Origin of the sequence: Crenalkalicoccus roseus (assembly GCF_004761865.1) — a bacterium.
Classification (GTDB): Bacteria; Pseudomonadota; Alphaproteobacteria; order Acetobacterales; family Acetobacteraceae; genus Crenalkalicoccus; species Crenalkalicoccus roseus.
On record NZ_SJDM01000019.1, the window covers coordinates 39,092 to 63,482 of the forward strand.

At 74.1% G+C, this 24,391-nt stretch carries 18 protein-coding genes and 1 pseudogene; 6 read left to right on the forward strand and 13 right to left on the reverse strand.

Annotation, left to right across the window (positions count from 1 at the left end; all coding sequences use genetic code 11):
- Position 1 precedes the first annotated feature (1 nt).
- Positions 2-2,887 (reverse strand): PAS domain S-box protein, encoded by a 2,886-nt coding sequence (locus tag ET526_RS13220; RefSeq protein WP_135468179.1) that lies wholly within the window; start codon positions 2,885-2,887, stop codon positions 2-4.
- A 184-nt stretch (positions 2,888-3,071) separates the two neighbouring features.
- Between ET526_RS13220 and ET526_RS13225 the strand changes: the two genes are divergently transcribed.
- From ET526_RS13225 to ET526_RS13235, 3 genes are all read left to right on the forward strand, one after another.
- On the forward strand, positions 3,072-3,323 hold the full coding sequence (locus tag ET526_RS13225; RefSeq protein WP_135468180.1) for a hypothetical protein: 252 nt from the start codon (positions 3,072-3,074) through the stop codon (positions 3,321-3,323).
- Positions 3,324-3,340: 17 nt separating this feature from the next.
- Positions 3,341-4,552: a CCA tRNA nucleotidyltransferase gene (locus ET526_RS13230; protein WP_240048388.1), complete on the forward strand. Its 1,212-nt coding sequence runs from the start codon at positions 3,341-3,343 to the stop codon at positions 4,550-4,552.
- 272 nt (positions 4,553-4,824) lie between these two features.
- Entirely contained in the window at positions 4,825-5,820 is a 996-nt protein-coding gene (locus tag ET526_RS13235) for an alpha/beta fold hydrolase (RefSeq protein WP_135468182.1), read from the forward strand.
- Between the two features lie 12 nt (positions 5,821-5,832).
- On the opposite strand, the gene ET526_RS13240 is transcribed toward ET526_RS13235, so the two are convergent.
- From ET526_RS13240 to ET526_RS13250, 3 genes are all read right to left on the reverse strand, one after another.
- The gene (locus ET526_RS13240; RefSeq protein ID WP_135468183.1) at positions 5,833-6,846 is read right to left on the reverse strand and encodes an AI-2E family transporter; all 1,014 of its coding nucleotides are present in this window, start codon (positions 6,844-6,846) and stop codon (positions 5,833-5,835) included.
- Positions 6,847-7,004: 158 nt separating this feature from the next.
- Positions 7,005-8,642: an acyl-CoA synthetase gene (locus tag ET526_RS13245; RefSeq protein ID WP_135468184.1), complete on the reverse strand. Its 1,638-nt coding sequence runs from the start codon at positions 8,640-8,642 to the stop codon at positions 7,005-7,007.
- A 17-nt stretch (positions 8,643-8,659) separates the two neighbouring features.
- Positions 8,660-9,481: an enoyl-CoA hydratase gene (locus ET526_RS13250; RefSeq protein ID WP_135468185.1), complete on the reverse strand. Its 822-nt coding sequence runs from the start codon at positions 9,479-9,481 to the stop codon at positions 8,660-8,662.
- A gap of 375 nt (positions 9,482-9,856) precedes the next feature.
- Between ET526_RS13250 and ET526_RS13255 the strand changes: the two genes are divergently transcribed.
- Complete coding sequence (locus ET526_RS13255) at positions 9,857-10,912, forward strand: class I SAM-dependent methyltransferase (protein WP_135468186.1); 1,056 nt, start codon at positions 9,857-9,859, stop codon at positions 10,910-10,912.
- Positions 10,913-11,042: 130 nt separating this feature from the next.
- Here ET526_RS13255 and ET526_RS13260 read toward each other — a convergent pair whose 3' ends face one another.
- From ET526_RS13260 to uvrA, 4 genes are all read right to left on the reverse strand, one after another.
- The gene (locus ET526_RS13260) at positions 11,043-11,441 is read right to left on the reverse strand and encodes a Zn-ribbon domain-containing OB-fold protein (RefSeq protein ID WP_135468187.1); all 399 of its coding nucleotides are present in this window, start codon (positions 11,439-11,441) and stop codon (positions 11,043-11,045) included.
- Positions 11,442-11,446: 5 nt separating this feature from the next.
- Positions 11,447-12,619, reverse strand: a complete 1,173-nt coding sequence (locus ET526_RS13265) for a thiolase domain-containing protein (protein ID WP_135468188.1) — start codon at positions 12,617-12,619, stop codon at positions 11,447-11,449.
- A 94-nt stretch (positions 12,620-12,713) separates the two neighbouring features.
- Positions 12,714-13,481 carry an SDR family oxidoreductase gene (locus ET526_RS13270; RefSeq protein ID WP_135468189.1) on the reverse strand — a complete coding sequence of 256 codons (768 nt, stop codon included), beginning with the start codon at positions 13,479-13,481 and terminating at the stop codon, positions 12,714-12,716.
- Between the two features lie 61 nt (positions 13,482-13,542).
- On the reverse strand, positions 13,543-16,446 hold the full coding sequence (uvrA, locus tag ET526_RS13275; protein ID WP_135468190.1) for an excinuclease ABC subunit UvrA: 2,904 nt from the start codon (positions 16,444-16,446) through the stop codon (positions 13,543-13,545).
- Between the two features lie 187 nt (positions 16,447-16,633).
- Here uvrA and ssb point away from each other — a divergent pair, with 187 nt between their 5' ends.
- Both ssb and ET526_RS13285 read left to right on the forward strand, forming a co-directional pair.
- Positions 16,634-17,131 carry a single-stranded DNA-binding protein gene (ssb, locus tag ET526_RS13280; protein WP_135468191.1) on the forward strand — a complete coding sequence of 166 codons (498 nt, stop codon included), beginning with the start codon at positions 16,634-16,636 and terminating at the stop codon, positions 17,129-17,131.
- A gap of 255 nt (positions 17,132-17,386) precedes the next feature.
- A complete protein-coding gene (locus ET526_RS13285) occupies positions 17,387-20,047 on the forward strand; it encodes a PAS domain S-box protein (RefSeq protein ID WP_135468192.1) in 2,661 nt (886 codons plus the stop codon).
- A gap of 87 nt (positions 20,048-20,134) precedes the next feature.
- On the opposite strand, the gene ET526_RS13290 is transcribed toward ET526_RS13285, so the two are convergent.
- The 5 genes and pseudogenes from ET526_RS13290 to ET526_RS13310 all read right to left on the reverse strand — a co-directional run.
- Positions 20,135-20,434, reverse strand: a complete 300-nt coding sequence (locus tag ET526_RS13290; protein ID WP_135468193.1) for a hypothetical protein — start codon at positions 20,432-20,434, stop codon at positions 20,135-20,137.
- 85 nt (positions 20,435-20,519) lie between these two features.
- On the reverse strand, positions 20,520-21,512 hold the full coding sequence (locus ET526_RS13295) for an MBL fold metallo-hydrolase (RefSeq protein ID WP_135468194.1): 993 nt from the start codon (positions 21,510-21,512) through the stop codon (positions 20,520-20,522).
- A 66-nt stretch (positions 21,513-21,578) separates the two neighbouring features.
- Entirely contained in the window at positions 21,579-22,844 is a 1,266-nt protein-coding gene (locus tag ET526_RS13300; protein WP_192898693.1) for a class I SAM-dependent RNA methyltransferase, read from the reverse strand.
- 36 nt (positions 22,845-22,880) lie between these two features.
- Complete coding sequence (locus tag ET526_RS13305; RefSeq protein WP_135468195.1) at positions 22,881-24,095, reverse strand: acyl-CoA dehydrogenase; 1,215 nt, start codon at positions 24,093-24,095, stop codon at positions 22,881-22,883.
- Positions 24,096-24,186: 91 nt separating this feature from the next.
- A pseudogene (locus ET526_RS13310) lies at positions 24,187-24,391 on the reverse strand (hypothetical protein); the annotation flags it as partial.

The following is a 24,391-nucleotide window of genomic DNA, read 5'->3' on the forward strand; positions in this document are numbered from 1 at the left end:
ATCAGGCGCCGGCGACCTGCCGCGCCGCCTCGGGCGGCGCGTTCCCGGCCGGGGGCGGCGCGTCCCACGCCGGCGCGGAAAGCAGGCGGCTGGCGGGGATGGCGAGATCGCAGCGCATCCCCTCCGCGCTCCAGGCGAAGCGCGCCGTGCCGCCGAGCTGCCGCTCCACCGTGCCCTCCAGCACGCGCGAGCCGAAGCCCTGGCGCATGGGCGGCGCGGCGACCGGGGGGCCTCCGCTCTCCTGCCAGCGGAGGCGGAGCACCCCGCCTTCCGCCTCCACCGACCAGGACACCACGACCCGCCCCTCGGGCCGCGACAGGGCGCCGTGCTTCGCGGCATTGGTCGCCAGCTCGTGCAGCGCCATGGACAGCGGCTGGACGGCGTCCGCGCGCAGCCGGACGGGCGGGCCCTCAAGGCGGACGCGCTCCCGCTCCCGCGCGGCGTAGGCGGCAAGCTCCTCCTCCGCCAGTGCCCGCAGCTCCGCGCCACGCCAGCTCTCCCGCGCCAGCAGCGCATGGGCGCGGGCGAGCGCGGCGACCCGTCCCTCCACCGCCTCGGCGAAGCGGCGCGGGTCGTCGGCGCGGGTGAGGCGCAGCACCGACTGCACCACGGCGAGCACGTTGCGCGCCCGGTGGTCCACCTCCCGCGCCAGCAGCTCGCGCCGTTCCTCCGCCTCGCGGCGGTCGTGGATGTCGAGCGCGACGCCCACCCAGCGCTCCACCCGCCCGCCGGGGCCGCGCACCGGCGCGGCCTTGGCCAGGAACCAGCGCCAAGCCCCGTCCGTGCCGCGGCGCAGGCGCAGCTCGGCCACGCATTCGCCCGCACCCCCGGCCGCCGCCTCGGCCAGCGCCGCGCGCAGCGCCGCGTGGCTGCGGGCGCGATCCTCGGGGTGGATGGCCGCGACCCAGCCCTCGCCGGCCGACTCCTGCTCCGACAGACCGGTAAGGGCGTGCCAGTAGGCGTTGAGGTAGGTGATGCGGCCCTCGGCATCCGCCAGCCACACCACCTGCGGCGAAAGCTCGACCAGCGCGCGGTAGCGCTCCTCCGCCTCGCGCCGCTCGGTGATGTCGGTGTTGGTGCCGAACCAGAGGGTGATCCGCCCCTCCGCGTCGCGGATCGGCTCCGCGCGGGAGAGGAACCAGCGCCAGGCGCCGTCGCGGCCGCGCAGGGGGAAGGTGTCCTCCCAGGGCTCGCCGGCCGCGATGGCGCGGCGGAAGCCCGCCTCCACCCGCTCCAGGTGCTCGGGGTGGTGCACGGCGCGCCAGCCCCAGCCCTCCATCTCCTCGAGGGTGGTACCGGTGTAGGCGTGCCAGCGCCGGTTGTACCAGACGATCCACCCATCCGGGCGCGCCATCCAGGCGAGCTGGGGAATGCTGTCGGCCATCGCCCGGAAGCGCGCCTCGCTCTCGCGCAGCGCCGCCTCCTGCCGCCGCCTTTCGGTGATGTCGCGGAGCACGCCGACGAACCGCCCGCCCGGCATCACCCGCCCGCGCGCGGCCAGCCAGCGGAGCTCGCCCGTGTCGGCGCGCAGGATGCGGAACTCGTCCTCGTATTCGCCGCGTGCCTTCACCGCGGCACGCACCCTGGCGAGGAGGTGGGGGCGGTCCTCGGGGTGGATCCGCTCGGCCCAGTCGGCGAACGCCACCCGCCTCCGATCCGCCGGCAGGCCGTGCAGGCGGAGATACTCGGCATTGACCACCGCGCCGCCGCTGCGGGGATCGGCGTCCCAGATCCCGACCCCGGCGGCCTCGGAGGCGAGGGCGAGCCGCTCCTCCCAGGCGCCGATCGCCTCCTCGGCCGCGGCCAGCCCGTCGCGCAGATCGTCGAACTCCAGGACGCCGGTCGGGCCGGGCACCGCCGCCGCGATGCCGCCCGCCCGCCGCCCGCCTGCCGAGGCGATGGACAGGGCGGCGGTGGCCAGCGCCTCCACCGGGCGGAGCAGGCGCCGCGAGAGCGAGAGCGCTGCGGCCGCCGCAGCGGCGAGCATCAGCGCCCCAGCGGCGCCGAGGAACAGCAGCGGCCGCGCCCAGGCGGCGCGGTAGCGGCTCCAGGGTTCGGCGACGACCACCTTCCAGCCCGGCGCGCTCCGCAGCCGCTCGAAGCCGAACAGGGTGGGCGTGCCCTCGATGCTGCGGCCGGTGAGGATGCCCCGCTCGCGCCCCCTGGTCGCCTCCACGTACCAGCCCGGCACCTCCCGCCCGATCAGCGTCGCTGCGCCATGGGAGCGGGCGACGATGCGCTGCCGGGCATCCGTCAGCGCGGCGAAGGCGCCATGCTCCAGGCCTTGCGCCGCCAGCAGCTCCGACAGGCGCAGCGGATCGAGCCGCCCGACCAGGGCCAGTACCGGTGTCTCCTCGCGCAGCACCGGCATGACCACCGCCGCCACCGGCCGGCCCGCCGTGGGGCTGAAGGCGAGATCCGAGAGCACCGGCCGGCGCTCCGCCAGCGCCCGCTTCACATCCTCCGGCCGTCCTGTAGGCGGGAGGAGGGTGCCGAAGGGAAGGTCCGTGCTGGCAAGCTGGCGGCCATCGGGGGCGACCACGGCGATGCTCGTGCCAAGGGCCCTCGCCACCGCCTGCGCCTTGGCATGGAAGGCGGCGAGGTCGCCGCTGGGCGCCTCCTCCGCCGCGAGCTGCGGGAAGGCGGCAAGGGCGAGCAGCGTCGCCTCCACCGTCTCCATCTCGCTTTCCATGGCAAGACGAAGGGCGCGGGCGGTGTCCTGCAGCCGGGCCTGAAAGGCGGCGCCATAATCCCGCATGGCAAGCCAGGCGGCGGCGGCGCCGACGCCGAGGGCGGGCAGCAGCACTGCCAAAGCAAAGAGGGCGAGGTGCCGGCGCAGCCGGCGCGAAGCGGGCCCGCCGCCCTCCTGCCCCAGCCTAGGTGACACCCGCTCCGCCTCCTTCGTCCGCCGGCGCAGTCCCGCCATGGACCGGAGGCGGGGAGGAGAGCTTACAGGAAAATCCCCGCGCGCCAGGGGGGATGCGCCGCCTTGGCGGTGGTCCGGGCCCAGGGCCCTCACGCCAAGGATGGGGACGCGCTACCTAGATGATCGCCGCCGGGAAGCCCCAGTCGTGATCTACCTTCTCAACCTTCTGCTGTTCCTGCTGCCCTTCCTCGCCTATGCGATCTGGCGCCGGTACAACCCGCAGGCGGAGCCGGATCCGCGGATCGTCGTGCTCGGCCTGATCGGCATCGGCCTCGGCCTGGCCGCCGCCACCTGGTATGGGCTTTCCGTCAGCATGGACCGCGACACGGTCTACATCCCCGCCTATCTCGACGAGCATGGCCGGATCGTGCCCGGCCGGGCGGAGCCGCGGCGCTGATGGAGGCGGACCCGCCCGTGGCACGCATCGCACCTCCGCCGATCCTGGCCTGCCCGGCCCCGGCGGCGGTGCTCGCCGCCCTGCCGGGCGCGCGCGCCGTGGGCGGGGCGGTGCGCGACGCGCTGGCCGGGCTGCCGGTGCAGGATGTGGACATCGCCGCGCCGCTGCCGCCCGAGCGCATCGCCGCGCGGCTGCGCGCCGCGGGGCTCAGCGTGTTCGAGACCGGCCTCTCCCATGGCACGGTGACGGCAGTGCTCGCCGGCATGCCGGTGGAGGTGACCAGCCTGCGCCGCGACATCACCACCGACGGCCGGCACGCCGAGGTGGAATGGACCACCGACTGGCGCGAGGACGCGGCGCGGCGCGACTTCACCATCAACGCCATGTCGCTCTCGGCCGAGGGCTGGCTGTGGGACTATTTCGGGGGACGGGAGGACCTCGCCGCCGGGCGGGTGCGCTTCGTCGGCGAACCGGCCCGGCGCCTCGCGGAGGATTATCTCCGTGCCCTCCGCTTCTTCCGCTTCCACGCCCGCTACGGCCGGGGCGCGCCGGATGCGGAGGCGCTCGCCGCCATCCGTGCTGCCGTGCCCGGCCTCGCCCGTCTTTCGGCGGAGCGGATCTGGGCCGAGATCAAGCGCCTGCTGGAGGCGCCGAACCCGTCGGGCGCGCTGGCGCTGATGGCGAAAACGGGGGTTCTGGGCGCGGTGCTGCCGGAGGCGGGGCGGCAGGGGCGGCTCGTCGCCTATCTCCGCTCCCCCTGCCCGCAGGCGCCGCTGCCGCGCCTCGCGGCCCTGCTCGGGGAGGGGGCCGATCCCACCCGCCTCGCTGCGCGGCTGCGCCTGTCGCGGGAGGAGGCGGAGCGCCTCGCCGGCTATCTGCGCGGGCCGACGCTGGACCCCGGGGCGGAGGAGGCGGCGCTGCGCCGGGGGCTGGCGGAGACGGAGGGGGAGACGCTGCTGGTCCGCTCCTGGCTTGCCGCCCAGGCGGCGGCGGGAGGCGACGCCGATCCGCCGGGGGACTGGGCGGGGCTCGCGGCACGGATCGCGGCCATGCCGCGGCCGGTCTTCCCCCTGCAGGGGAGGGATGTGCTGGCCGAGGGCGTCCCGCCGGGGCCACGGGTCGGCGCGCTGCTCGGCGCGGTCCGCCGCTGGTGGCTCGAAGGCGGCTGCACCGCCGGGCGCGAGGCGTGCCTCGCCCGCCTGCGGGCCCTGCGCGGCGGGGAAGCGTGACCGCCGCGCCGCCCGGCTTGCCTCGGGCGGGGCAGGGCGCCATCCTGTGCCGGATCGCTGAAAGGAATGAGCGCCAGAGCCGAGCGCCACCCCCGCCGGCCGCCCCCATCCGGGGGGGCCGGCCACGGCACCGGGGCGATGCCGGAACGGGCGGCGGCCCGTACCTCGTCCCACGACCGTCCCGGCCGGGGCCGGCCCGGGGGCGGTGCCCTGACGCGACCTAGCCCCTGGGCCGGCGCCCCCCGCCACCCCTTGCGGGCATCCTCCGCCCCATGCTGAGGCGCCGGCTGCTCCTCGGCGGGCTCGGACTCGGCGCGGCGGCGTGCACGCCCGTCACCATCCCCGCCGGTCCGCCCTTCGGGCCGCCCGCCATCACCCGCGACGCCTTCATCATGCCGGACGGCGCGCGGCTGCCCTACGAGGCCTGGCTGCCGGACGGGCCGCCGCGCGCGATCCTGCTCGGGCTGCACGGCTTCGGGGACTACTCGACCAACGCCTTCGACCTGCCGGCACCGCTGTTCACCGGGCACGGGGTGGCCCTCTACGCCTACGACCAGAGGGGGTTCGGCGCCGCCCCGCACCGGGGCCTGTGGCCGGGCGGCGACACGCTGGCCGGGGACGCCGCGGCGGTGACGCGGCTGCTCAGGGCGCGCCATCCCGGCGTGCCGGTGTTCCTGCTGGGCGAGAGCATGGGGGCGGCGGTGCTGCTGGTCGCCGCCACCTCCGCCGATCCGCCGCCGGCGGAAGGCTACATCCTCATGGCGCCCGGCGTGCGCGGCCGGGCGGGGATGAGCCGGTTCGCCAGGGCGACGCTGGAGGTCGCCTCCCGCGCCATCCCGGCGGTGGGCTTCAGCGGCTCCGCCCCCGGCTTCTCCCCCACCGACAACGAGGCGGCGATGCGCCGCTGGTCGCGCGACCCGCTGACCGCGAAGGAGTTCCGGGTGGACCTGGTCTATGGCCTGGTCAACCTGATGGACGACGCCCTGGAGGCGGCGCCCCGCTTCCGCGGGCCGGCGCTGGTGCTGTATGGCGGCCGCGACCGCATCGTGCCCGAGCGCCCGGTGCGCCGCCTGCTCGCCGCCCTGCCGCAGGGTGGGGCGGTGCGCCTCGCCTTCTATCCGCAGGGGCACCACCTGCTGCTGCGCGACAGCGGGCGGGCGACGGTGGCCCGCGACATCCTGGCCTGGATGGCGGGGCAGGAGGCGCCGCTGCCCTCCGGCGCGGACGAGGCGGGGCGGCGCTGGCTGGCCGAGGCGCGGGCGTGGTAGCCGGCGACCCGCTCAGGCGGGCGGCGGCGGTTCCGGCGCTTCCAGCCAGCGCTCCACATAGCTGCAGCGGATGATGCCGAGCAGGGTCGCCACGAGCGGCGTGGCCAGGATGATCCCGGGCAGGCCGAACAGCAGGCCCATCAGGGTCTGCGAGGCCAGCACCAGGACCGGCGGCACCCGCGCGCCGGCATACTGCGCCAGGGGCTCGACCACATTCGCCTCGATCGCTTGCACGGCGAGGTAGAGGGCGAGCACCCAGAGCACCATGTCGCCCCCGGCCGCCAGCGCCACGAGCAGCGCCGGCACCGCCGAGGCGATCGCCCCGACATAGGGCACGAACTCGAACAGGCCCGCGATCACCGCGAGGGCGAAGGCGTTCGGCATGCCGATCAGGGTCAGCCCGGCCCAGACGCCGAGGAAGATCACCAGCATGGAGACGCCCTTGGCCCAGAGCCAGCCGCGCAGCGCCCGCCCGCCCGCGCCGAGCGCGATGCGCGCCTCCTCCCGCAGCGGCGGGGCGAAGAGGCGGACCAGCCCCGCCTGGTAGAGGCCGGGCATGGCGGCGAGATAGACCGAGGCGACCAGCACGAGCAGGACGGCGAGCAGGGCGTTCGCCGTGCCGAGGCCGAGCCGCGCCAGCACCCCCGCCGCGTCCTCCGGCCCCTCCCGCAGGAAGTCCTCGGCGGCGCCGAGCAGCGCCTCCCCGCCCGGCAGGCCGGCGAGCAGCTCCCGCACCGCCTCGAGGCCGCGGGGCAGCAGCCGCATCAGGTCGGACCACTGCTCCACCAGCATCGCCGCGCCGAAGACGAGACCGGCGGCGAGGGCGAGGCCGACCAGGGCCATCACCCCGGCCGTCGCCATGCCCTCGCCGAGGCCGGTCCGCCGCGCGATGGCGGCGCCGGCGGTGCGCCAGACCACGGCGAGCATCGCCGCGCCGAACAGCGCGAGCGGGATCTGCGGCGCCAGCACCAGCAGCAGGCCGAGGCAGGCGGCGAGGACCAGGGCGGAGACGGCGGATCTGCTCATCCGCAGCGCAACGGCGGGCGGCGGGCAGGGTTTGCCCCACCGGGCGAGCGCCGCCTGATGCCGGCGGCACCGGTCCTTGACCGGTGCCGAGGCCGTGGCGGGCGCCGATCGGAGCTGCCGCGTGCCTGCCCGGATGAGCCGGGCAGCCGCCGGCCGGATCAGCCCTCCCGCACCCGTGCGCGCAGCACGTGCTTCTGGATCTTGCCGGTGGAGGTGCGCGGCAGCTCGGTGAACACCACCTGCTTCGGCGTCTTGAAGCCGGCCAGCCGCTCGCGGCAGAAGGCGATCAGCTCCTGCTCGGTGGCCCGCGCGCCGGGCTTGAGCTCGACGAAGGCGCAGGGCACCTCGCCCCATTTCGCGTCGGGCTTCGCCACCACGGCCGCCAGCGCGACGGCCGGGTGCCTGTAGAGCGTGTCCTCCACCTCGATCGAGGAGATGTTCTCGCCGCCGGAGATGATGATGTCCTTGGAACGGTCCTTGAGCTGGATGTAGCCGTCCGGGTGCCTCACCGCGAGGTCGCCGGTGTGGAACCAGCCGCCGGCGAAGGCGCGTTCCGTCGCCTCGCGGTCCTTCAGGTAGCCCTTCATCACCACGTTGCCGCGCATCATCACCTCGCCGAGGGTCGCGCCGTCGGCGGGCACCGGGCGCATGGAGGCGGGGTCCATCACCTCCAGCCCCTCCAGCGCCAGGTAGCGCACGCCCTGGCGCGCCATCAGCCGCGCCTGATCGGGCCGCGGCAGCGCGTCCCACTCCCGGTGCCACTCGTTGACCACGGCGGGGCCGTAGACCTCGGTGAGGCCATAGACGTGCAGCACGGCGAAGCCCGCCTCGCGCATCGCGGCGAGCACCGCCTCGGGCGGCGGCGCGCCGGCGACGACGAACTGCACCTGGCGGGGCAGGGGGCGCTTCTCCGCCGCGGGCGTGTCCAGCAGCGTCGCCATCACCACCGGCGCGCCGCACATGTGGGTGACGCCGTGCTCGGCCATCAGCGACCACATGGCGGGGCCGCGCACCGCGCGCAGGCAGACATGCGTGCCGGCCACGGCGCAGACCGTCCAGGGGAAGCACCAGCCGTTGCAGTGGAACATCGGCAGCGTCCACAGATAGACCGGCTGCCGCCCCATGCCGGAGGAGAGCACGTTGCCCACCGCCAGCAGATGCGCGCCGCGGTGGTGATAGACCACGCCCTTCGGCCGCCCGGTGGTGCCGGAGGTGTAGTTCAGCGTGATCGCGTCCCACTCGTCGCGCGGCAGCGGCCAGGCCCAGTCCGGATCGCCCTCCGCCAGCAGCGCCTCGTAGGCGAGGCCGCCCATGGTGTTGGCCCGCGCCGCCTCCGGCGCCTCCGCATCCTCCACCTCCACCACGAGCGGGCTCTCCCTCCTGGTCAGGGAGAGGGCGACGCGCAGCAGCGGGACGAACTCCCGGTCCACCACCACCGCCTTGGCCTCGCCATGGTCGAGGATGTAGGCGATGGTGTCGGCGTCGAGGCGGGTGTTGATGGTGTTCAGCACCGCGCCCGCCATCGGCACCCCGTAGTGGCATTCCAGCATCTCGGGGATGTTGGGCAGGATCGCCGCCACCGTGTCGCCGCGGCCGATGCCGCGCCGGGCCAGGGCGCTGGCCAGCCGCACGCAGCGCTCGCGCAGCTCGCGATAGGGGCGGCGCAGCGCGCCGTGCACCACCGCCAGGTGATCCGGGAACACCGCGGCGGCGCGCTCGAGGAACAGCAGCGGTGTCAGGGGCTGGTGGTTGGCGGGATTGCGGTCGAGCCCGGTGTCGTAGTCCGCTGCGGCCATGGCGCGCGCCTCTCCCTTCAGCGGTGCCGCCATTCGGGGCGGCGCTTGCCGAGGAAGGCGCTGATGCCCTCGGCGGCATCCTCGGCCAGCAGGTTCTCGACCATCACCGCCGACGCCTCCTCATAGGCGCGGTCGAGCGGCAGGCCCATCTGCGTGTTGAAGCCGCGCTTGCCGAGCCGGAGCGCCACGCCGGAATGTCCGGCGACGCGCCGCGCCAGGGCGACCGCCTCCGGCAGGGCCTGTCCGGCGGGTACCACCCGGTTGACGAGGCCCATGCGCTGCGCCTCGGCAGCCGGCACCAGGTCGCCCAGCAGCAGCAGCTCCATCGCCGCCTTGCGCGGCACGACGCGGCCGACGGCGACGCCAGGGGTCGAGCAGAAGAGGCCGGCATTGATGCCGGAGGTGCCGAATTTCGCCGTTTCGGACGCCACGACCAGGTCGCAGCTCGCGGCGAGCTGGCATCCGGCGGCGGTGGCGATGCCTTCGACCGCGGCGATGACGGGCTGCGGCAGGCCGACCACGCTCTGCATCAGGCGGCTGCACTCGGCGAAGCACTCGGCGAAGAAGCCGCGGCCGCCATCCGGATCGCCGCGGTGCGCGGTGAGCTCCTTGAGGTCGTGACCGGCGGAGAAGGCAGGCCCCTCGGCGGCGAGGACGACGCAGCGGATGCCCTCCTCCCGCCCCACCTCGTCCAGCGCCGCCTGCAGCGCCGCCAGCATGTCGCGGGAGAGGCTGTTGCGCGAATGCGGCCGGTTCAGGGTGAGGGTCGCCACCGCCCCCTCGTCCCGGCGCAGGACCGGCGGGGCGTTGTCGCCGGGTTGGGCATGGGTCGCGGACATGCGCAGCCTCCCTCGATCGCCGGAGAGAGCTAGGCCGTGGCCGGCCGGCGCGCAACCGCCGGTCCGCCCGGCTGCGGAAGGAGGGGGATGGCGAAGGCGCCCCGCCTGCCCGTGGCGCGGGCCCTCCCTCCGGCCGGGTGCCGCCGCATTCCGGGGCCGCCCAGATCGTGCCGATGAGAAGGCCGCTCAAATCCTGGTAGTTGCTTACATCCCGCCAGGCAAAACCGGATGGATTGCTTGCCCACACTGTAACGACGCTTCGGATTCTGATCCGAGGCAGGTTTTTTCATGGCAGGATCGCGGCCATTCGGATATCCTTTACAATAATTCGGCGAGCCATTCATTGGCCGCGGCCGGGATGCGGGGAGATGTCCCATGGACATCGATACGGACCGGCTGAACCAGTTCATCGGCAGGATGCTGGGCGATCTGGGCGGGGCGGTGAGCGTCCCCCTGGTGCGGATCGGCGATACGCTCGGCCTCTACAAGGCCCTGCACGCCGGCGGCCCGATGACCCCGGGGGAGCTGGCGGGCAGGACCCGGGTACATGAGCGGTATCTTCGAGAATGGCTCTCGCACAACGCCGCGGCCGGCTACCTCGACTACGATCCGCGGAGCGGGCGCTTCACCCTGACGCCCGAGCAGGCGATGGTCTTCGTCGTCGAGGACAGCCCCGTGAACCTGATGGGGGCCTTCGACCTGATGGCCGCCATGCAGAAGAACCAGGGCAGGGTCGAGGAGGCGTTCAGGACCGGCGGCGGCGTTCCCTGGGGCGACCTGCAGTGCATGTTCTGCGCCACCGCCCGCTTCTTCCGCCCCGGCTACCAGAACAACCTTGTCCAGCAGTGGCTGCCCGCCCTCGACGGCGTGCAGGCCAGGCTGGAGCAGGGAGCCACGGTGGCCGATGTGGGCTGCGGCTGCGGCTGGTCCACCGTCATCATGGCCAAGGCGTTCCCGAAGAGCCGCTTCGTGGGCTACGACTACCACGAACCCTCGATCGAGGATGCGCGCGCGCATGCCCGCGAGCACGGCGTCGAGGCCAACACCCGCTTCGAGGTCGGGATCGCCAAGGAGATCCCCGACGACGGCTTCGATCTCGTGACCTTCTTCGACTGCCTGCACGACATGGGCGATCCCGCGGGGGCGGCGGCGCATGTCCGCCGCATGCTCAAGCCGGACGGCACGTGGATGATCGTGGAGCCGATCGCCGGCGACCGCCTGGAGGACAACCTCAACCCCGTCGGGCGCCTCTACTACGGGGCCTCGACGATGGTCTGCCTGCCCACCTCGCTGTCGCAGGAGGTGGGCGCCGCGCTTGGCGCGCAGGCGGGCGAGGCGAGGCTGCGCGAGGTCATCGCCGCGGGCGGCTTCCGCCAGGTGCGGCGCGCCGCCGAGACGCCGTTCAACATGGTTCTGGAAGCGCGGCCTTGAGCCCGGCGCGCCTTCGCGGGGGAGGGCCTCTCTCCCCCGCCGCGGCCTCCGGAACGGACCGCGCTTCCGCTCCTTCCCGGGCGGCTGCTCCGCCGCTCCGGCGGCCTCGCCTGCGCGGATCAGGCGCTTTCTAGGCCGGCGTGAACATGGTCGCCGGCGGGCCGTCGCCCTGGGTCGGCTTGAACACCACCTTCACCCGCTGGCCGATGCGCACCGTGTCGAGATCGCAGTCCACGATGTTGGTGAAGACGCGCACGCCCTCGTCGAGCTCGACATAGGCGACGCAGTAGGGCTCCTTGGTGCGCATCACCGTGTAGGTGTAGATCGTGCCGGTGCCCTTCGCCTGCACCAGCTCCACGTTGTTGGAGAGGGTGAAGGGGGAGCAGCCGCGCGGATACCAGAAGTACCTGCCGGTGTCCTTGCAGCGGCCGATCAGCAGCCGCCCCTCGCGCGCGGCGTCGAAATAGGGCTTGTTGGTCGGGTCCACCTGCGGCGCAGGGATCGCCCGGTTGCTGGCCATCGTCGGCATCGATCTCACTCCCGCTCCAGGATCACGGTGGCGCTGCCGTGGCGTGTGCCGAGCAGGCCGCCCGTGCCGTGCGCCAGCGCCAGGGTGCAGTTCGGCACCTGGACCTTCGGATGCGCCTCGCCGCGGAGCTGGCGCACCGCCTCGATCACCTTGGTCATGCCGCCGCGGTTGGCCGGGTGGTTGTTGCAGAGGCCGCCGCCATCGGTGTTGAAGGGTAGCTTGCCCACGCCCGAGATCAGGTTGCCGTCGGCGACGAACTTGCCGCCCTCGCCCTTCTTGCAGAAGCCGAGATCCTCGAGCTGCACCAGCACCGTGATGGTGAAGCTGTCGTAGATCGAGGCGTACTGGATGTCGGAGGGCTTCACCCCCGCCTCCTCGAAGGCGCGAGGGCCGGACCAGACGGCGGCGGAGTAGGTGAGGTCGGTGTAGCCGGCGTTCTGGTTCTTGGTCGCCTCGCCATGCCCGCGCACCTTGACCAGCGGGCGCTTGAGCGACTTCGCGATCTCTGGCCGCGCCACGATCAGGGCGCCGCCGCCGTCGGAGATGACGCAGCAGTCGAGCCGGTGCAGCGGATCGGAGATCATCGGCGAGTTCACCACATCCTCGACCGTGACCACCTTCGGCAGCATGGCGTGCGGGTTGTGCTGCGCGTGGTGGCTGGCCGCAACCTTGATCCAGGCGAGCTGCTCGCTGGTAGTGCCGAACTCGTGCATGTGGCGCATCGCCACCATGGCGTAGGCGTTGGCGACGGTGCGGCCGTAGGGGATCTCGAACGGATCGTCGGGCACGTTCACGCCCCAGCTCCGCGGCGCGGTGCCGGTGGCCATCGCCTCCGCCCGCGGCCGGCCGGCCAGCGTGATCAGGGCGATGTCGCAGAGGCCGAGCGCGATCGCCTCCGCCGCGTGCCCGACATGCATGACGTAGGAGGAGCCGCCGATATCCGTGCTGTCGAAATGGCGCAGCTTGGTCAGGCCCAGATAGTCCGCCATGTTGAGCGGGCCGAGGCCCGGCGCGGCGCCGGTGCAGAAGTAGCCGTCGATGTCGTCCTTGGAGAGGCCCGCATCCTGCAGCGCCCCGTAGGCGACCTCGGCGTGGAGCTGCGCGACGGACTTGTCGTCGGCCTTGCGGATCGGGTGCTCGAAGGCACCCACGATGTACGCCTTGCCGTTGATGCTCATGGGCGGCTTGTCCCTCCCTCGGTCATTGCTGCCTCTCTCGCGGCTGCGAAGGCGCGCAAGGTCCTCCCGTGGCGTGCCCGCGTCAAGCCGGGTATCAGACCACCGCCGTCATGCCGCCATCCACGTAGAGCAGGTGCCCGTTGACGTAGCTGGAGGCGTCGGAGGCGAGGAAGACCGCCGCCCCCATCAGCTCCGGCAGCTCTCCCCAGCGGCCGGCCGGGGTGCGACGGCAGAGCCACTCGTTGAAGGCGGGGTCGGCGCGCAGCGGCGCCGTCAGCTCGGTGGCGAAGTAGCCGGGGGCGATGGCGTTGGCCTGGATGCCGTGCCGCGCCCAGTCCGCGCACATGGCGCGCGTCAGCATCATCAGCGCGCCCTTGGTGGTGGCGTAGGCGCCGGTGGTCGGGCGCGCCAGGCGGCTCATCACCGAGCAGGTATTGATGATCTTCCCCCGCCGGCGCGGGATCATCCGCCTCGCCACGGCGCGGGCGCAGTAGAAGGCGCTGTCGAGGTTGGTGGCGAGCACCGCGCGCCAGGTCTCGTCCGGCATCTCGTCGAGCGGGGCGCGCAGGTTGACCCCGGCGTTGTTGAACAGGATGTCGATCGGGCCCCGCTCGGCCTCGATGCGCGCCACCGCCGCCTCCACCGCCGCCGGGTCGGTGACGTCGAAGGCGGCGGTCTCCACCGCCAGCCCGTCCCGCCGCAGCGCCTCGGCTGCGGCCTCCAGGGCGGCGGGGTCGCGCCCGTTCAGCACCGCCGTCGCGCCGGCCCCGGCCACGCCGCGCGCCAGCGCGAGCCCGATCCCGCGGCTCGATCCCGTCACCAGCGCGCGGCGGCCAGTGAGGTCGAAAAGCGCAAGCGCCATGCGGTCCGCTCCCTCCCGTCCCGCGCAGCCTCGCAGGACCGGGCGGGAGGGGCAAGCGGGGTTAGGCCCGCCAGCGCTCGCGCCGCGGCGCCTCGCGCGCCAGCAGCGGGGCGAGGAAGCGGCCGGTGTGGCTGCCCTCGGCCGCTGCCACCTGCTCCGGCGTGCCGGCGGCGACGATGCGCCCGCCGCCGTCGCCCCCCTCGGGGCCGAGATCGAGGATCCAGTCGGCGGTCTTGATGACCTCGAGGTTGTGCTCGATCACCACGACCGTGTTGCCCGCCTCCACCAGCGCGTGCAGCACCTCGAGCAGCTTGCGCACGTCCTCGAAGTGCAGGCCGGTGGTCGGCTCGTCCAGGATGTAGAGGGTGCGGCCGGTGGCGCGGCGGGAGAGCTCCTTCGCCAGCTTGATGCGCTGCGCCTCGCCGCCGGAGAGCGTGGTCGCCTGCTGGCCGAGATGGATGTAGCCGAGCCCGACCTCCCGCAGCACCTTCAGCCGGTCGTGGATGGCGGGCACCGCGGAGAAGAACGCCACCGCCTCGTCCACCGTCATCTCCAGCACGTCGGCGATGGACTTGCCGCGGAACCGCACCTCCAGCGTCTCGCGGTTGTAGCGCCTGCCCTTGCAGGCGTCGCAGGTGACGTAGACGTCGGGCAGGAAGTGCATCTCGATCTTCAGCACGCCGTCGCCCTGGCAGGCCTCGCAGCGCCCGCCCTTGACGTTGAAGGAGAACCGGCCGGGCTTGTAGCCGCGGGCGCGGCTCTCCGGCAGTTCCGCGAACCAGTCGCGGATCGGCGCGAACAGGCCGGTGTAGGTGGCGGGGTTGGAGCGCGGCGTGCGGCCGATCGGCGACTGGTCGATGTCGATGATCTTGTCGAGCGCCTCCAACCCCTCGATCCGCTCGTGCGGCGCGGGCACGGTGCCGGCGCCCATCAGCCGGCGCGCCGCGGCCTTGTACAGCGTCTCGATCACCAGGGTGGACTTGCCGCCGCCGGAGACGCCGGTGACGCAAGTGAAGGTGCCGAGCGGGAATTCGGCGGTCACGCCCTTGAGGTTGTTGCCGGAGGCGCCGACGACGCGCAGCATGCGCCTGCGGTCCGCCTTGCGCCGCGCCACCGGCAGCGGGATGGCGCGGCGCCCGGCGAGGTAGTCGCCGGTGAGGCTCGCCGGATTGGCCGCCACCTCCGCCGGCGTGCCCTGCGCCACCACCCGCCCGCCGCCGGCGCCGGCGCCGGGGCCGATGTCCACCAGGTGGTCGGCGGCGCGGATCGCGTCCTCGTCGTGCTCCACCACCAGCACGGTGTTGCCGAGGTCGCGCAGGCGCTTCAGCGTCGCCAGCAGCCTCGCATTGTCGCGCTGGTGCAGGCCGATCGAGGGCTCGTCCAGCACGTAGAGCACGCCGGTCAGGCCGCTGCCGATCTGCGAGGCGAGGCGGATGCGCTGGCTCTCGCCGCCCGACAGCGTGGCCGAGGAGCGGCCGAGCGAGAGGTAGTCGAGCCCGACATCCACGAGGAACTGCAGCCGCTCCTCGATCTCGCGCAGGATGCGGCGCGCGATCTCCTGCCGCTGCGGCGTCAGCGTCCCGGCGACGCCGGCGAACCATTCGCGCGCGCGGCGGATGGAGAGCTCGCTCGCCTCGCCGATGTGCTTCCCGGCCACCTTCACCGCCAGCGCCTCGGGCTTCAGGCGGTGGCCGCCGCAGGCGGGGCAGGGCTTTTCCGCCTGGTAGCGCGCGAGATCCTCGCGCACCCAGGGGTTGTCGGTCTCGCGGAAGCGGCGCTCCAGGTTGGGCAGCACGCCCTCGAAGGGCTTCTCGACATTGTAGCTGCGCAGCCCGTCCTTGTAGCGCAGCGTCACCACCTCCTCGCCGGTGCCGTGCAGGATGGCGTGGCGCACCTTGGCCGGCAGGTCGCCCCAGGGGGTGGCGGTGGAGACCCTGAAGTGCCGCGCCAGGCTCTCCAGCGTCTGGTCGTAATAGGGCGATGCGGCGCCGGACCAGGGGGCGATGGCGCCTTCCGCGAGGCTGCGCGCCTCGTCCGGCACCACCAGCATCGGGTCGAAGAAGGTCTGGGTGCCGAGGCCGTCGCATTGCGGGCAGGCGCCCTGCGGGCTGTTGAAGCTGAACAGCCGCGGCTCGATCTCCTCGATGCTGAAGCCGGAGACGGGGCAGGCGAATTTGGCGCTGAACACGGTGCGCTCGCCGCTGTCGGCGTTCTCGGCGTAGGCGATGCCGTCGGCCAGGGCCAGCGCGGTCTCCAGGCTGTCGGCGAGGCGGGGCGCGATGCCCTCCCGCACCACCACGCGGTCCACCACCACCTCGATGTCGTGCTTCAGCTTCTTGTTGAGCGCAGGCACCTCGCCGATCAGGCGCAGCGTGCCGTCCACCTTCACCCGCTCGAAGCCGCGGCGCTGCCATTCCGCCAGCTCCTTGCGGTACTCGCCCTTCTTGCCGCGCACCACGGGGGCGAGCAGCAGCAGGCGCGTCCCCTCGGGCATGGCCAGGATGCGGTCCACCATCTGGCTCACCGTCTGCGCCTCGATCGGCAGGCCGGTGGCCGGCGAATGCGGCACGCCGACCCGCGCCCAGAGCAGGCGCATGTAGTCGTGGATCTCGGTGACCGTGCCGACCGTGGAGCGCGGGTTGTGGCTGGTGGTCTTCTGCTCGATGGAGATCGCCGGCGACAGGCCCTCGATGGAATCCACGTCGGGCTTCTGCATCAGCTGCAGGAACTGCCGCGCATAGGCCGAGAGGCTCTCGACGTAGCGCCGCTGCCCCTCGGCGTAGATGGTGTCGAAGGCAAGCGAGGACTTGCCGGAGCCGGACAGGCCGGTGATGACCGTCAGCGTGCCCTTCGGGATGTCGAGGTCGAGGTTCCTGAGGTTGTGGGTCCTGGCCCCGCGGATGCGCAGCCAGCCGCCGGCGAGCGAGGCGCCGGCGGCCGGCGCGGGGGGGAGGGGTCCATCCATCGGCGCGCTCCGCGGGGCCGGGAGGGCCCCAGGTTCACATTGTGTTCGCGGCTGTTTGCCAGCATACTGGCACGGCGGGAAGGGGTTCCCGTACCCGAAGGCGCATGGGGTGCCCATGCGCTCCCGCCGCTGGCCCGAGGGGGTCCGGGCGGGTAGGGTTGAGCACGGAATCGAGGATCAGATCGGCATGGCCGGCAGCGTCAACAAGGTCATTCTCGTCGGCAATCTGGGGCGGGACCCGGAGGTGCGGAATACCCAGTCCGGGGCGAAGGTGGTCAACCTGCGCATCGCCACCAGCGAGACCTGGAAGGACCGCCAGAGCGGGGAGCGCCAGGAGCGCACCGAATGGCACAACGTGGCCATCTTCAACGAGAACCTGGCCGACATCGCCGAGAAGTACCTGCGCAAGGGCAGCAAGGTCTATGTCGAGGGCAGCCTGCAGACCCGCAAATGGACCGACCAGCAGGGTCAGGAGCGCTACACCACCGAGGTGGTGCTGAGCCGCTTCCGCGGCGAACTCACCCTGCTCGACGGCCGCGGCGGCGGGGCGGAGGCCCCCGAGGGCGGCGACCGCCCGGCCCGCTCCCCCTCCGGCTTCGGCAGCGGGGAGCGCGAGCGCGGCGGCGGCCGGGGTGGCTGGGACCGTCCGAAGGGCGGCGACCTCGACGACGACATCCCGTTCTGACGGATGCCGGGCGGAGTATTCGTTTCCATACCGTTTATCACGAGCCGGTGAGGCGAGCCTCACGCGCCCGAGAACCATCGGCAGCCGATTCAAGCCTGCGCTAGGCTGCGGGTTATGCAACTTAAACGGGCTCTTGGGGGCCTGCTTGCCTCCTCGTCCGCGTGCCCCGCCGATTCCGGCGCCAAGCCGGGCGGCGCCGTCCCGCGCCGTCCGGGGCATGTCGCCAGCCTCGCCCTGCTGATCGGCGCCATCCTGATGCCGCTCGCGAATCTCGGCGTCGGCGCCTACATCGCTTGGCGCGAGGTCTGGCGCGACGCCGCCGCCGATCTCATCCGCAGCGCCGACGCGGCCGCCGAATACGCGCGGCGCGTGCTCGACCTCCACGAGGCCGCCGTCGCGCGGGTGGACGACCTGCTACGTGGCCTCCCGGAGGCGGAGATCCGTGCCCGCGAGGCCGAGCTGCGCGAGGCCATCCTCCGCCTCGCCGGGGATATGCCCGGGCTCCGCGCCGCCCTGTTTTTCGGCCGGGAAGGCGCGTCGCTGCTGGAGGTGGAAGCCTTCCCCGCATCGCGGGGGGAGCGCGGCGTCGCCTGGAATGAGGTGATCCCCCTCGGCGAGGCCAAGGGGGGGACGATCCGCCTCGGCCGGATCCCGGCGCGGGAGGGGACCGGCCCACTTCTTGTCCTTGCCCGGGAGGTGGGCGCTGGCATGGTCGCCTTCGCCCTGGGACCCGCCCCCCTGGCCACGGGCCTGCGCCGCCTGCTGCATGCGGAGGACGACGCGCTCGCCCTGCTCGGTGCCGATGGTCACTGGCTTGCGCACAGCGGCGCGGCGCGACTTCCTCCCATTCCCGCAGCCAGCCCCCTGCATGCGGCGGTCCGCGACGCGGTCGCAGCCGCCCTCGCCGGGTCTTCCCCGCCGGGGGAGGGAGGCAGGCAGGTCGCCATCCGGCAGGTCGCGGGCTTCCCCGCCTATGCCGTGGCCGTCCGGCCGCACGATGCGATCCTCGCGCAGTGGCGCGCGCTGGTGATGCCCCAGCTCGCCATTGCCCTGCCCGCGGCGGCGCTGCTGCTGGTGCTGGCGCTGATGGTCCGCCGCGGCGAGGCCAGCCTGGTCGAGGCGAACAGCCTGCTGGAGCAGCGCGTGGCGGAGCGCACCGGCCGGCTCGCCGAGCTGACCGAGCTCCTGGACCTCGCGCCGAGCATCGTCTTCGAGCTCGACGGCACCATCACCTACTGGTCGGCCGGCGCGGAGCGGCTGTTCGGCTTCACCGCCGCCGAGGCGCTGGGCCGCCGCGCCGGGGAGCTGCTGCGCACCGAATGGCCGGTAGGAGGGCGCTGGCCGGCCATCCGCAGCCTGCAGGAGACCGGGGAGTGGCATGGCGAGCTGCGCCAGCGCCACAAGGACGGCACCCTGGTCATCACCGCCGCGCACTGGATCCTGCGCCGTGACCCGCTGACCGGCGCGCCCGGCCCCGTGGTCAGCTACCGCACCGACATCACCGGCCAGCGCCGGGTGGAGGACGCACTCCGCACCAGCGAGGCCTGGCTGCGCCGCGCGCAGGAGGCGAGCGGCGTCGTTCCCTTCGAGCTGACGCAGGAAGGCCGCATCGCCGCCACCGAGGCGCTGTGCCTGCTGTTCGACCTCTCGCCGGACGAGCCGCCGGAGCCCGCCGCGCTGCACGCCCGCCTGCACCCGGAGGACCGGCGGGCCGTGCTCCTCGCCATCCGCCGCCTTGCCGCCCGGGGCGGCGTCTTCGAGCGCGAGTTCCGCATCCTGCGCGCGGACGGCGCCATGCGCTGGCTGCTGGTGCGCGGCGAGGCGGAGCCCCATCCGGAGCACCGGCCGCTGCCGCGGCGCATCATGGGCGTGGCGCTCGACATCACCGCCCGCAAGCGGGCCGAGGCGGCGCTGGCGGAAAGCGAGGCGCGGCTGCGCCTGGCGCAGCAGGCCGCGGGCATCGGCATCTTCGACCACGAATTCCGCACCGGCCGCGTCGAGTGGGATGCCGTCATGCGCGCGCTGTGGGGGGTGCCGGAGGGCGTGCCGATCACCCGCCGGCTGCTCCTGGAGGGGTTGCACCCCGAGGACCGGCGGCGGCGCAGGCAGGCGATCCGCCGCGCCGCGGCCCCCGGCGGGGACGGCCTCTACCAGGTGGAATACCGCGTCATCCGCCGCTCCGACGGCGAGGAGCGCTGGATCGCCGCCCATGGCATGGTCCGCCGCGAGGCCGGTGGCCCGGCGCGCCTGATCGGCGTCGCCATGGACATCACCGAGCGCAAGCGGGCGGAGGAGCGCAACGAGCTGCTGCGGCGCGAGGTGGACCACCGCGCCAAGAACGCGCTCGCCGTGGTGCAGGCGGCGCTGCGGCTCTCCCGCGCCGACACGCCGGCCGAGCTGATCCGCGTGGTCGAGGGGCGCGTCGCGGCGCTGGCCCGCGCCCAGACCGCGCTCGCGCGCCGGCGCTGGCAGGGGGCGGAGCTGCGGCCCCTGCTGGAGGGCGAGCTGGCGCCCTTCCTGGTGGAGACCCCCGGCGCCCCCTATGCCACCCTGTCCGGCCCGCCGGTGACGATCGGGGCCGAGGCGGCGCAGCCGCTGTGCATGGCCCTGCACGAGCTGGCGACCAACGCGCTGAAATACGGCGCGCTGTCGCGGCCCGAGGGCAGGCTCTCCGTCACCTGGGGCCTGGACACGGCGCGCGGTCGGCTGCGCATCCTGTGGCAGGAGCAGGGGGGGCCGGAGATCCCGGCCGCGCCCGGCCATCGCGGCTTCGGCTCGCGCGTGCTGGAGCAGACCATCCGCATCCAGCTCGGCGGCACGGTGACGCGCCTCTGGCGGCGCGGCGGCCTGTACTGCGAGATCGAGGTGCCGCTCCGCCAGAAGGGGTGGGAGGTGGTGGACAGCGCCGCGGCCTGACCCGCGGCCGGTGCGGAAGGCCGCACCCCGGCGCCGATCCATCTTCGGGACCCGCCGAGGACCGCCTCGTGCGGCCCACCGGCCGTGTCAGCCCTCGACCCGGCCCCAGGCCAGCCCGCCGGGCGTGGGGCAGGCGCAGGCATCTCCGGGCCGCGCGGGCACCGGCAGCGGGCAGACCCAGGCCCCGGCGCGGCAGGAGGCGGGCGGCGGCGGCAGGTAGTAGCCGTAGCCGGGCCAGGCCGGGGGCGGTGGAACCGGATGGTACCAGCCGGGCGGCGGCGGATGGGTGATCCCGAAACCCAGGAACACCCCGCTGCGCGCCCCGGCGGGGGAGGCGCACAGCAGGCCGAGCGCACCGGCGAGGACGGTCAGGGGCAGGCGGCGCATGGCGGCTTCTCCGCGCGGCGGGAGGCGGCGGGTCTCATGGCAGCGGCCGCATTCATCGGCCGGGGCTGGCCGTGCCCCGGCCGTATCAGACCGCCTCCGACCAGTCCGCGGGCACGAAGCGGTAGCCATCGCCCTCCTTCGCCAGGTAGCCATGGGCGGGGAAGGGGAAGTGGAAGCCGGCGAGGCGGATGCGGTCGGTGGCGATGCGGTCGTAGAGGCGCCGGCGCGTCGCCTCGGCTGCCGCTGGGTCGAAGTCGAAGACGATGTGGAAGCCGGGGCGCCGCGCCAGCAGTTCCGGCCGGTTCGTGGTGTCGGCGACGTAGATCATCTCCGCCCCGCCATCCGCCACGTGGAAGGCGGTGTGGCCCGGCGTGTGGCCATGCGCGGCGACGGCGCGGATGCCCGGCACCGCCTCGGCGCCGTCGCCGATCTGGCGGACCCTGCCCTGATAGGGGGCGAAGCGCCTCGCGGTGTTGGCGAAGGTGGGGCGCTGGCGCTCGGGCGAGCGGCCCTCGTTGCCGGCATCGGTCCACCAGCGCCATTCCGCCTCCGGCACCACGATCTCGGCCTCGGGGAAGGCGCGCCCGCCCTGGGCATCGAGCAGGCCGTTGATGTGGTCGCCGTGGAAGTGGCTGATCAGCACCGTGTCCACCCGCGCCGGGTCGATGCCCGCGGCGCTGAGGTTCCGCTGCAGGAGGCCCACCGTCGCGTCCTGCTGCTGCTGCGGACCGTTGCCGGTGTCCATCAGCACCAGGTTGCGCCCGGTGTCCACCACGAGGGCGGTGAAGGGGATGCGCAGGCGGTCGGTGGGCAGAAAGCTCTCCGCCAACACCTGCCGCACCTCCTCGATCGGCGCGTTCTGCACGAAGCCGTCGAGCGGCTGCGGCCGCGCGCCGTCATGCACCATGGTGACGGTGAAGCCGCCGAGGCGGAAGCGGTGGAAGCCGGGCGCCTGGGCGGGCGCGGCCGGGGCCTGGGCCCGCGCGGCGCGTCCGATCAACCCGGGCATGCCGAGCGCGGCGGCGGTGGCGGCCGAGAGACCGGCGAAGGCGGCGCGGCGGCGGACGGGCTCATGCATGGCAGGGTTCCTCCCGCCGCAGAGGGTGGCCCCGCCGCGCCGCGAATCAAGCGCGACCGGCGCCGGTCACAGGCCGAAGGCGATGACCGATTCGAGATGCGTCGACCAGCGGAACTGGTCCACCGGCACCGCTTGTCGCACCCGGTAGCCGGCGCCGAGCAGCGCCCGCGCGTCGCGCGCCAGCGCCGCCGGGTTGCAGGAGACGTAGACCACCAGCGGCACCCGCGCCCGGGCGATCAGCCCCACCTGCTCCGCCGCGCCGGCGAAGGGCGGGTCCAGCACCACCGCGGCGAAGGGCGCGAGCTCCTTCGGCAGCAGCGGCTGGCGCGCCAGGTCGCGCCGCGCCGCCTCCACCCGCGCTCCCGCCTGGCGGGCCGCGGCGGAGAGCGCCGCCACCGCCTCCGCCGCGCCCTCGAAGGCGGCGATGCGGGCGCGGGCGGCGAGGGGGAAGCTCAGCGTGCCAACCCCGGCGTAGAGCTCCGCGATGCGCGCCCGCGCCGGCAGCCTTTCCGGCAGCGCCGCCAGTACCGCCTCGACGATCGCGGCCTCCCCCTCCGGCGTCGCCTGCAGGAAGGCGCCGGGGGGAGGGCTCACCGGCACGCCGGCGAAGCGGATCAGCGCCGGGCCATGCTGCGCCGCCACCTCCGGCGCCCCGCTGCCCCGGGCCCAGGCGACGCGCGGCAGGCCATGGGCGGCGGCGAAGGCGGCGAGGGCGGCCCGCCCGGCGGCGTCCAGCACCCCGTCGGTGCGCAGCAGCAGGTCCGGGCCGGTCTCCAGCAGATTCAGCACCGCCGAACCCTCCCGCCGCAGCGCGGCAAGGCCGCGCAGCGCCGCGCGCAGCGGCGGCAGCAGCGCCACGAGCCGCGGATCGAGCACATGGCATTCGGCGAGGTCCACCACGGCGACGTCGCCTCGGGCATGGAAGCCGACGGCCACGCCGCCCGGCCCGCGGCGCAGCGCCAGGTCGGCGCGGCGGCGCGTGCCCGGCGGGCTGAGACGGAGCGGCGCCACCGGCGCGTCCGGCGCGCCGGCGCGGGCCAGCGCCTCCGCCAGCCGGGCGCGCTTCCAGTCAGCGCAGGGCGCCTCCGCCCAGTGCTGCAGCGCGCAGCCACCGCAGGCGCCGAAATGCGTGCAGGGCGGCGCCACGCGCTCGGGGCTCGGCCGCGTCACCGCCTCGGCCGGTACGGCGCGGCCGGGAAGGGGGCGGGCGCGCACCCGCTCCCCCGGCAGGGCACCGACGACGAAGCAGTCCGCACCGCCGGGCAGGCGGGCGATGCCGTCCCCCGCGGCGCCCATCGCCTCGATCGTCAGCTCGGTCAGGGTGTCGGACATGGGGGATGGGGGGCGGCGGGCGCCGCCCCGCCCGGATCAGGCCCCGAAGGCGTTGAGGCCGGTGATGGCGCGGCCGAGGATCAGCGCGTGCACGTCGTGCGTGCCCTCGTAGGTGTTCACCGTCTCGAGGTTCATGACGTGGCGGATCACGTGGTACTCGTCCACGATGCCGTTGCCGCCGTGCATGTCGCGCGCGACGCGGGCGATGTCGAGCGCCTTGCCGCAATTGTTGCGCTTGACCAGGGAGATCATCTCCGGCGCCGCGCGGCCCTCGTCGAACAGCCGGCCGACGCGCAGCACCGCCTGCAGGCCGAGGGCGATCTCGGTCTGCATGTCGGCGAGCTTCTTCTGGATGAGCTGGGTGTTGGCCAGCGGGCGGCCGAACATCTTCCGGTTCAGCGTGTACTCCCGCGCCGCGTGCATGCAGAACTCGGCCGCGCCCATCGCGCCCCAGGCGATGCCGTAGCGGGCGCGGTTGAGGCAGGAGAAGGGCCCGGCGAGGGACTTCACCCCCGGCAGGCGGTTCTCCTCGGGGACGAACACCTCGTCCATCATGATCATGCCGGTGACCGAGGCGCGCAGGCTGAACTTGCCCTCGATCTTCGGCGTGGAGAGGCCCTTCATCCCCCGCTCAAGCAGGAAGCCGCGCAGCACCCCCTCGTCGTCCTTGGCCCAGACCACGCAGACATCGGCGATCGGGGAGTTGGTGATCCAGGTCTTGGAGCCGGACAGGAGGTAGCCTCCGTCCACCTTCTTCGCGCGCGTGCGCATGGAGGAGGGGTCGGAGCCGGCATCCGGCTCAGTGAGGCCGAAGCAGCCGACCCATTCGCCGGTGCGCAGCTTCGGCAGGTACTTCTGCCTCTGCTCCTCCGAGCCGAAGGCGTGGATCGGATACATCACGAGGGAGGACTGCACGGAGAAGGCGGAGCGGTAGCCGGAATCCACCCGCTCCACCTCGCGCGCCATCAGCCCGTAGGCGACGTAGGAGACGCCGGCGCAGCCATAGCCTTCCAGCGTGGCGCCGAGGAAGCCCATCTCCCCGAACTCGTTCATGATCTCGCGGTCGAAGCGCTCGTGCCGGTTGGCCTCCAGCACGCGGGGGAGCAGCTTCTCCTGGCAGAACTGGTGCGCGGCATCGCGCACCATCCGCTCCTCCTCGGTCAGCAGCTCGTCGAGAAGCAGCGGGTCCTCCCAGCGGAAGGCGGGCAGGCTGCGCCGCGCCTGGCCGGCGGGCGGGGTGGCGACGTTCATTGGCTCCTCCTCGGCCGTGGCGGCGTGGCGCCGCCCGTCCCATGGTGCAAGTCTGCGCCCGCCCCGCCGGGCGGGCAACGGCGCGCCCGCCTCAGGCGGCCTCCTGCTCCGCCTCGGCGGCGGCGTCGCGGCGCGGCCGGGGGATGGGGATCAGCATGAAGGCGGGCACGGCGTCGCCGAAGCCGCGCACCGGCGGGCCGAGATCGTCGCGCTCGCGCCGCCGCGCCGGCTCCGCCCGGCCGCGATCCTCGCGCGGGCGGTCGGCGCGCGCGCGCTCCTCGCGGGGCGTCTCCGCG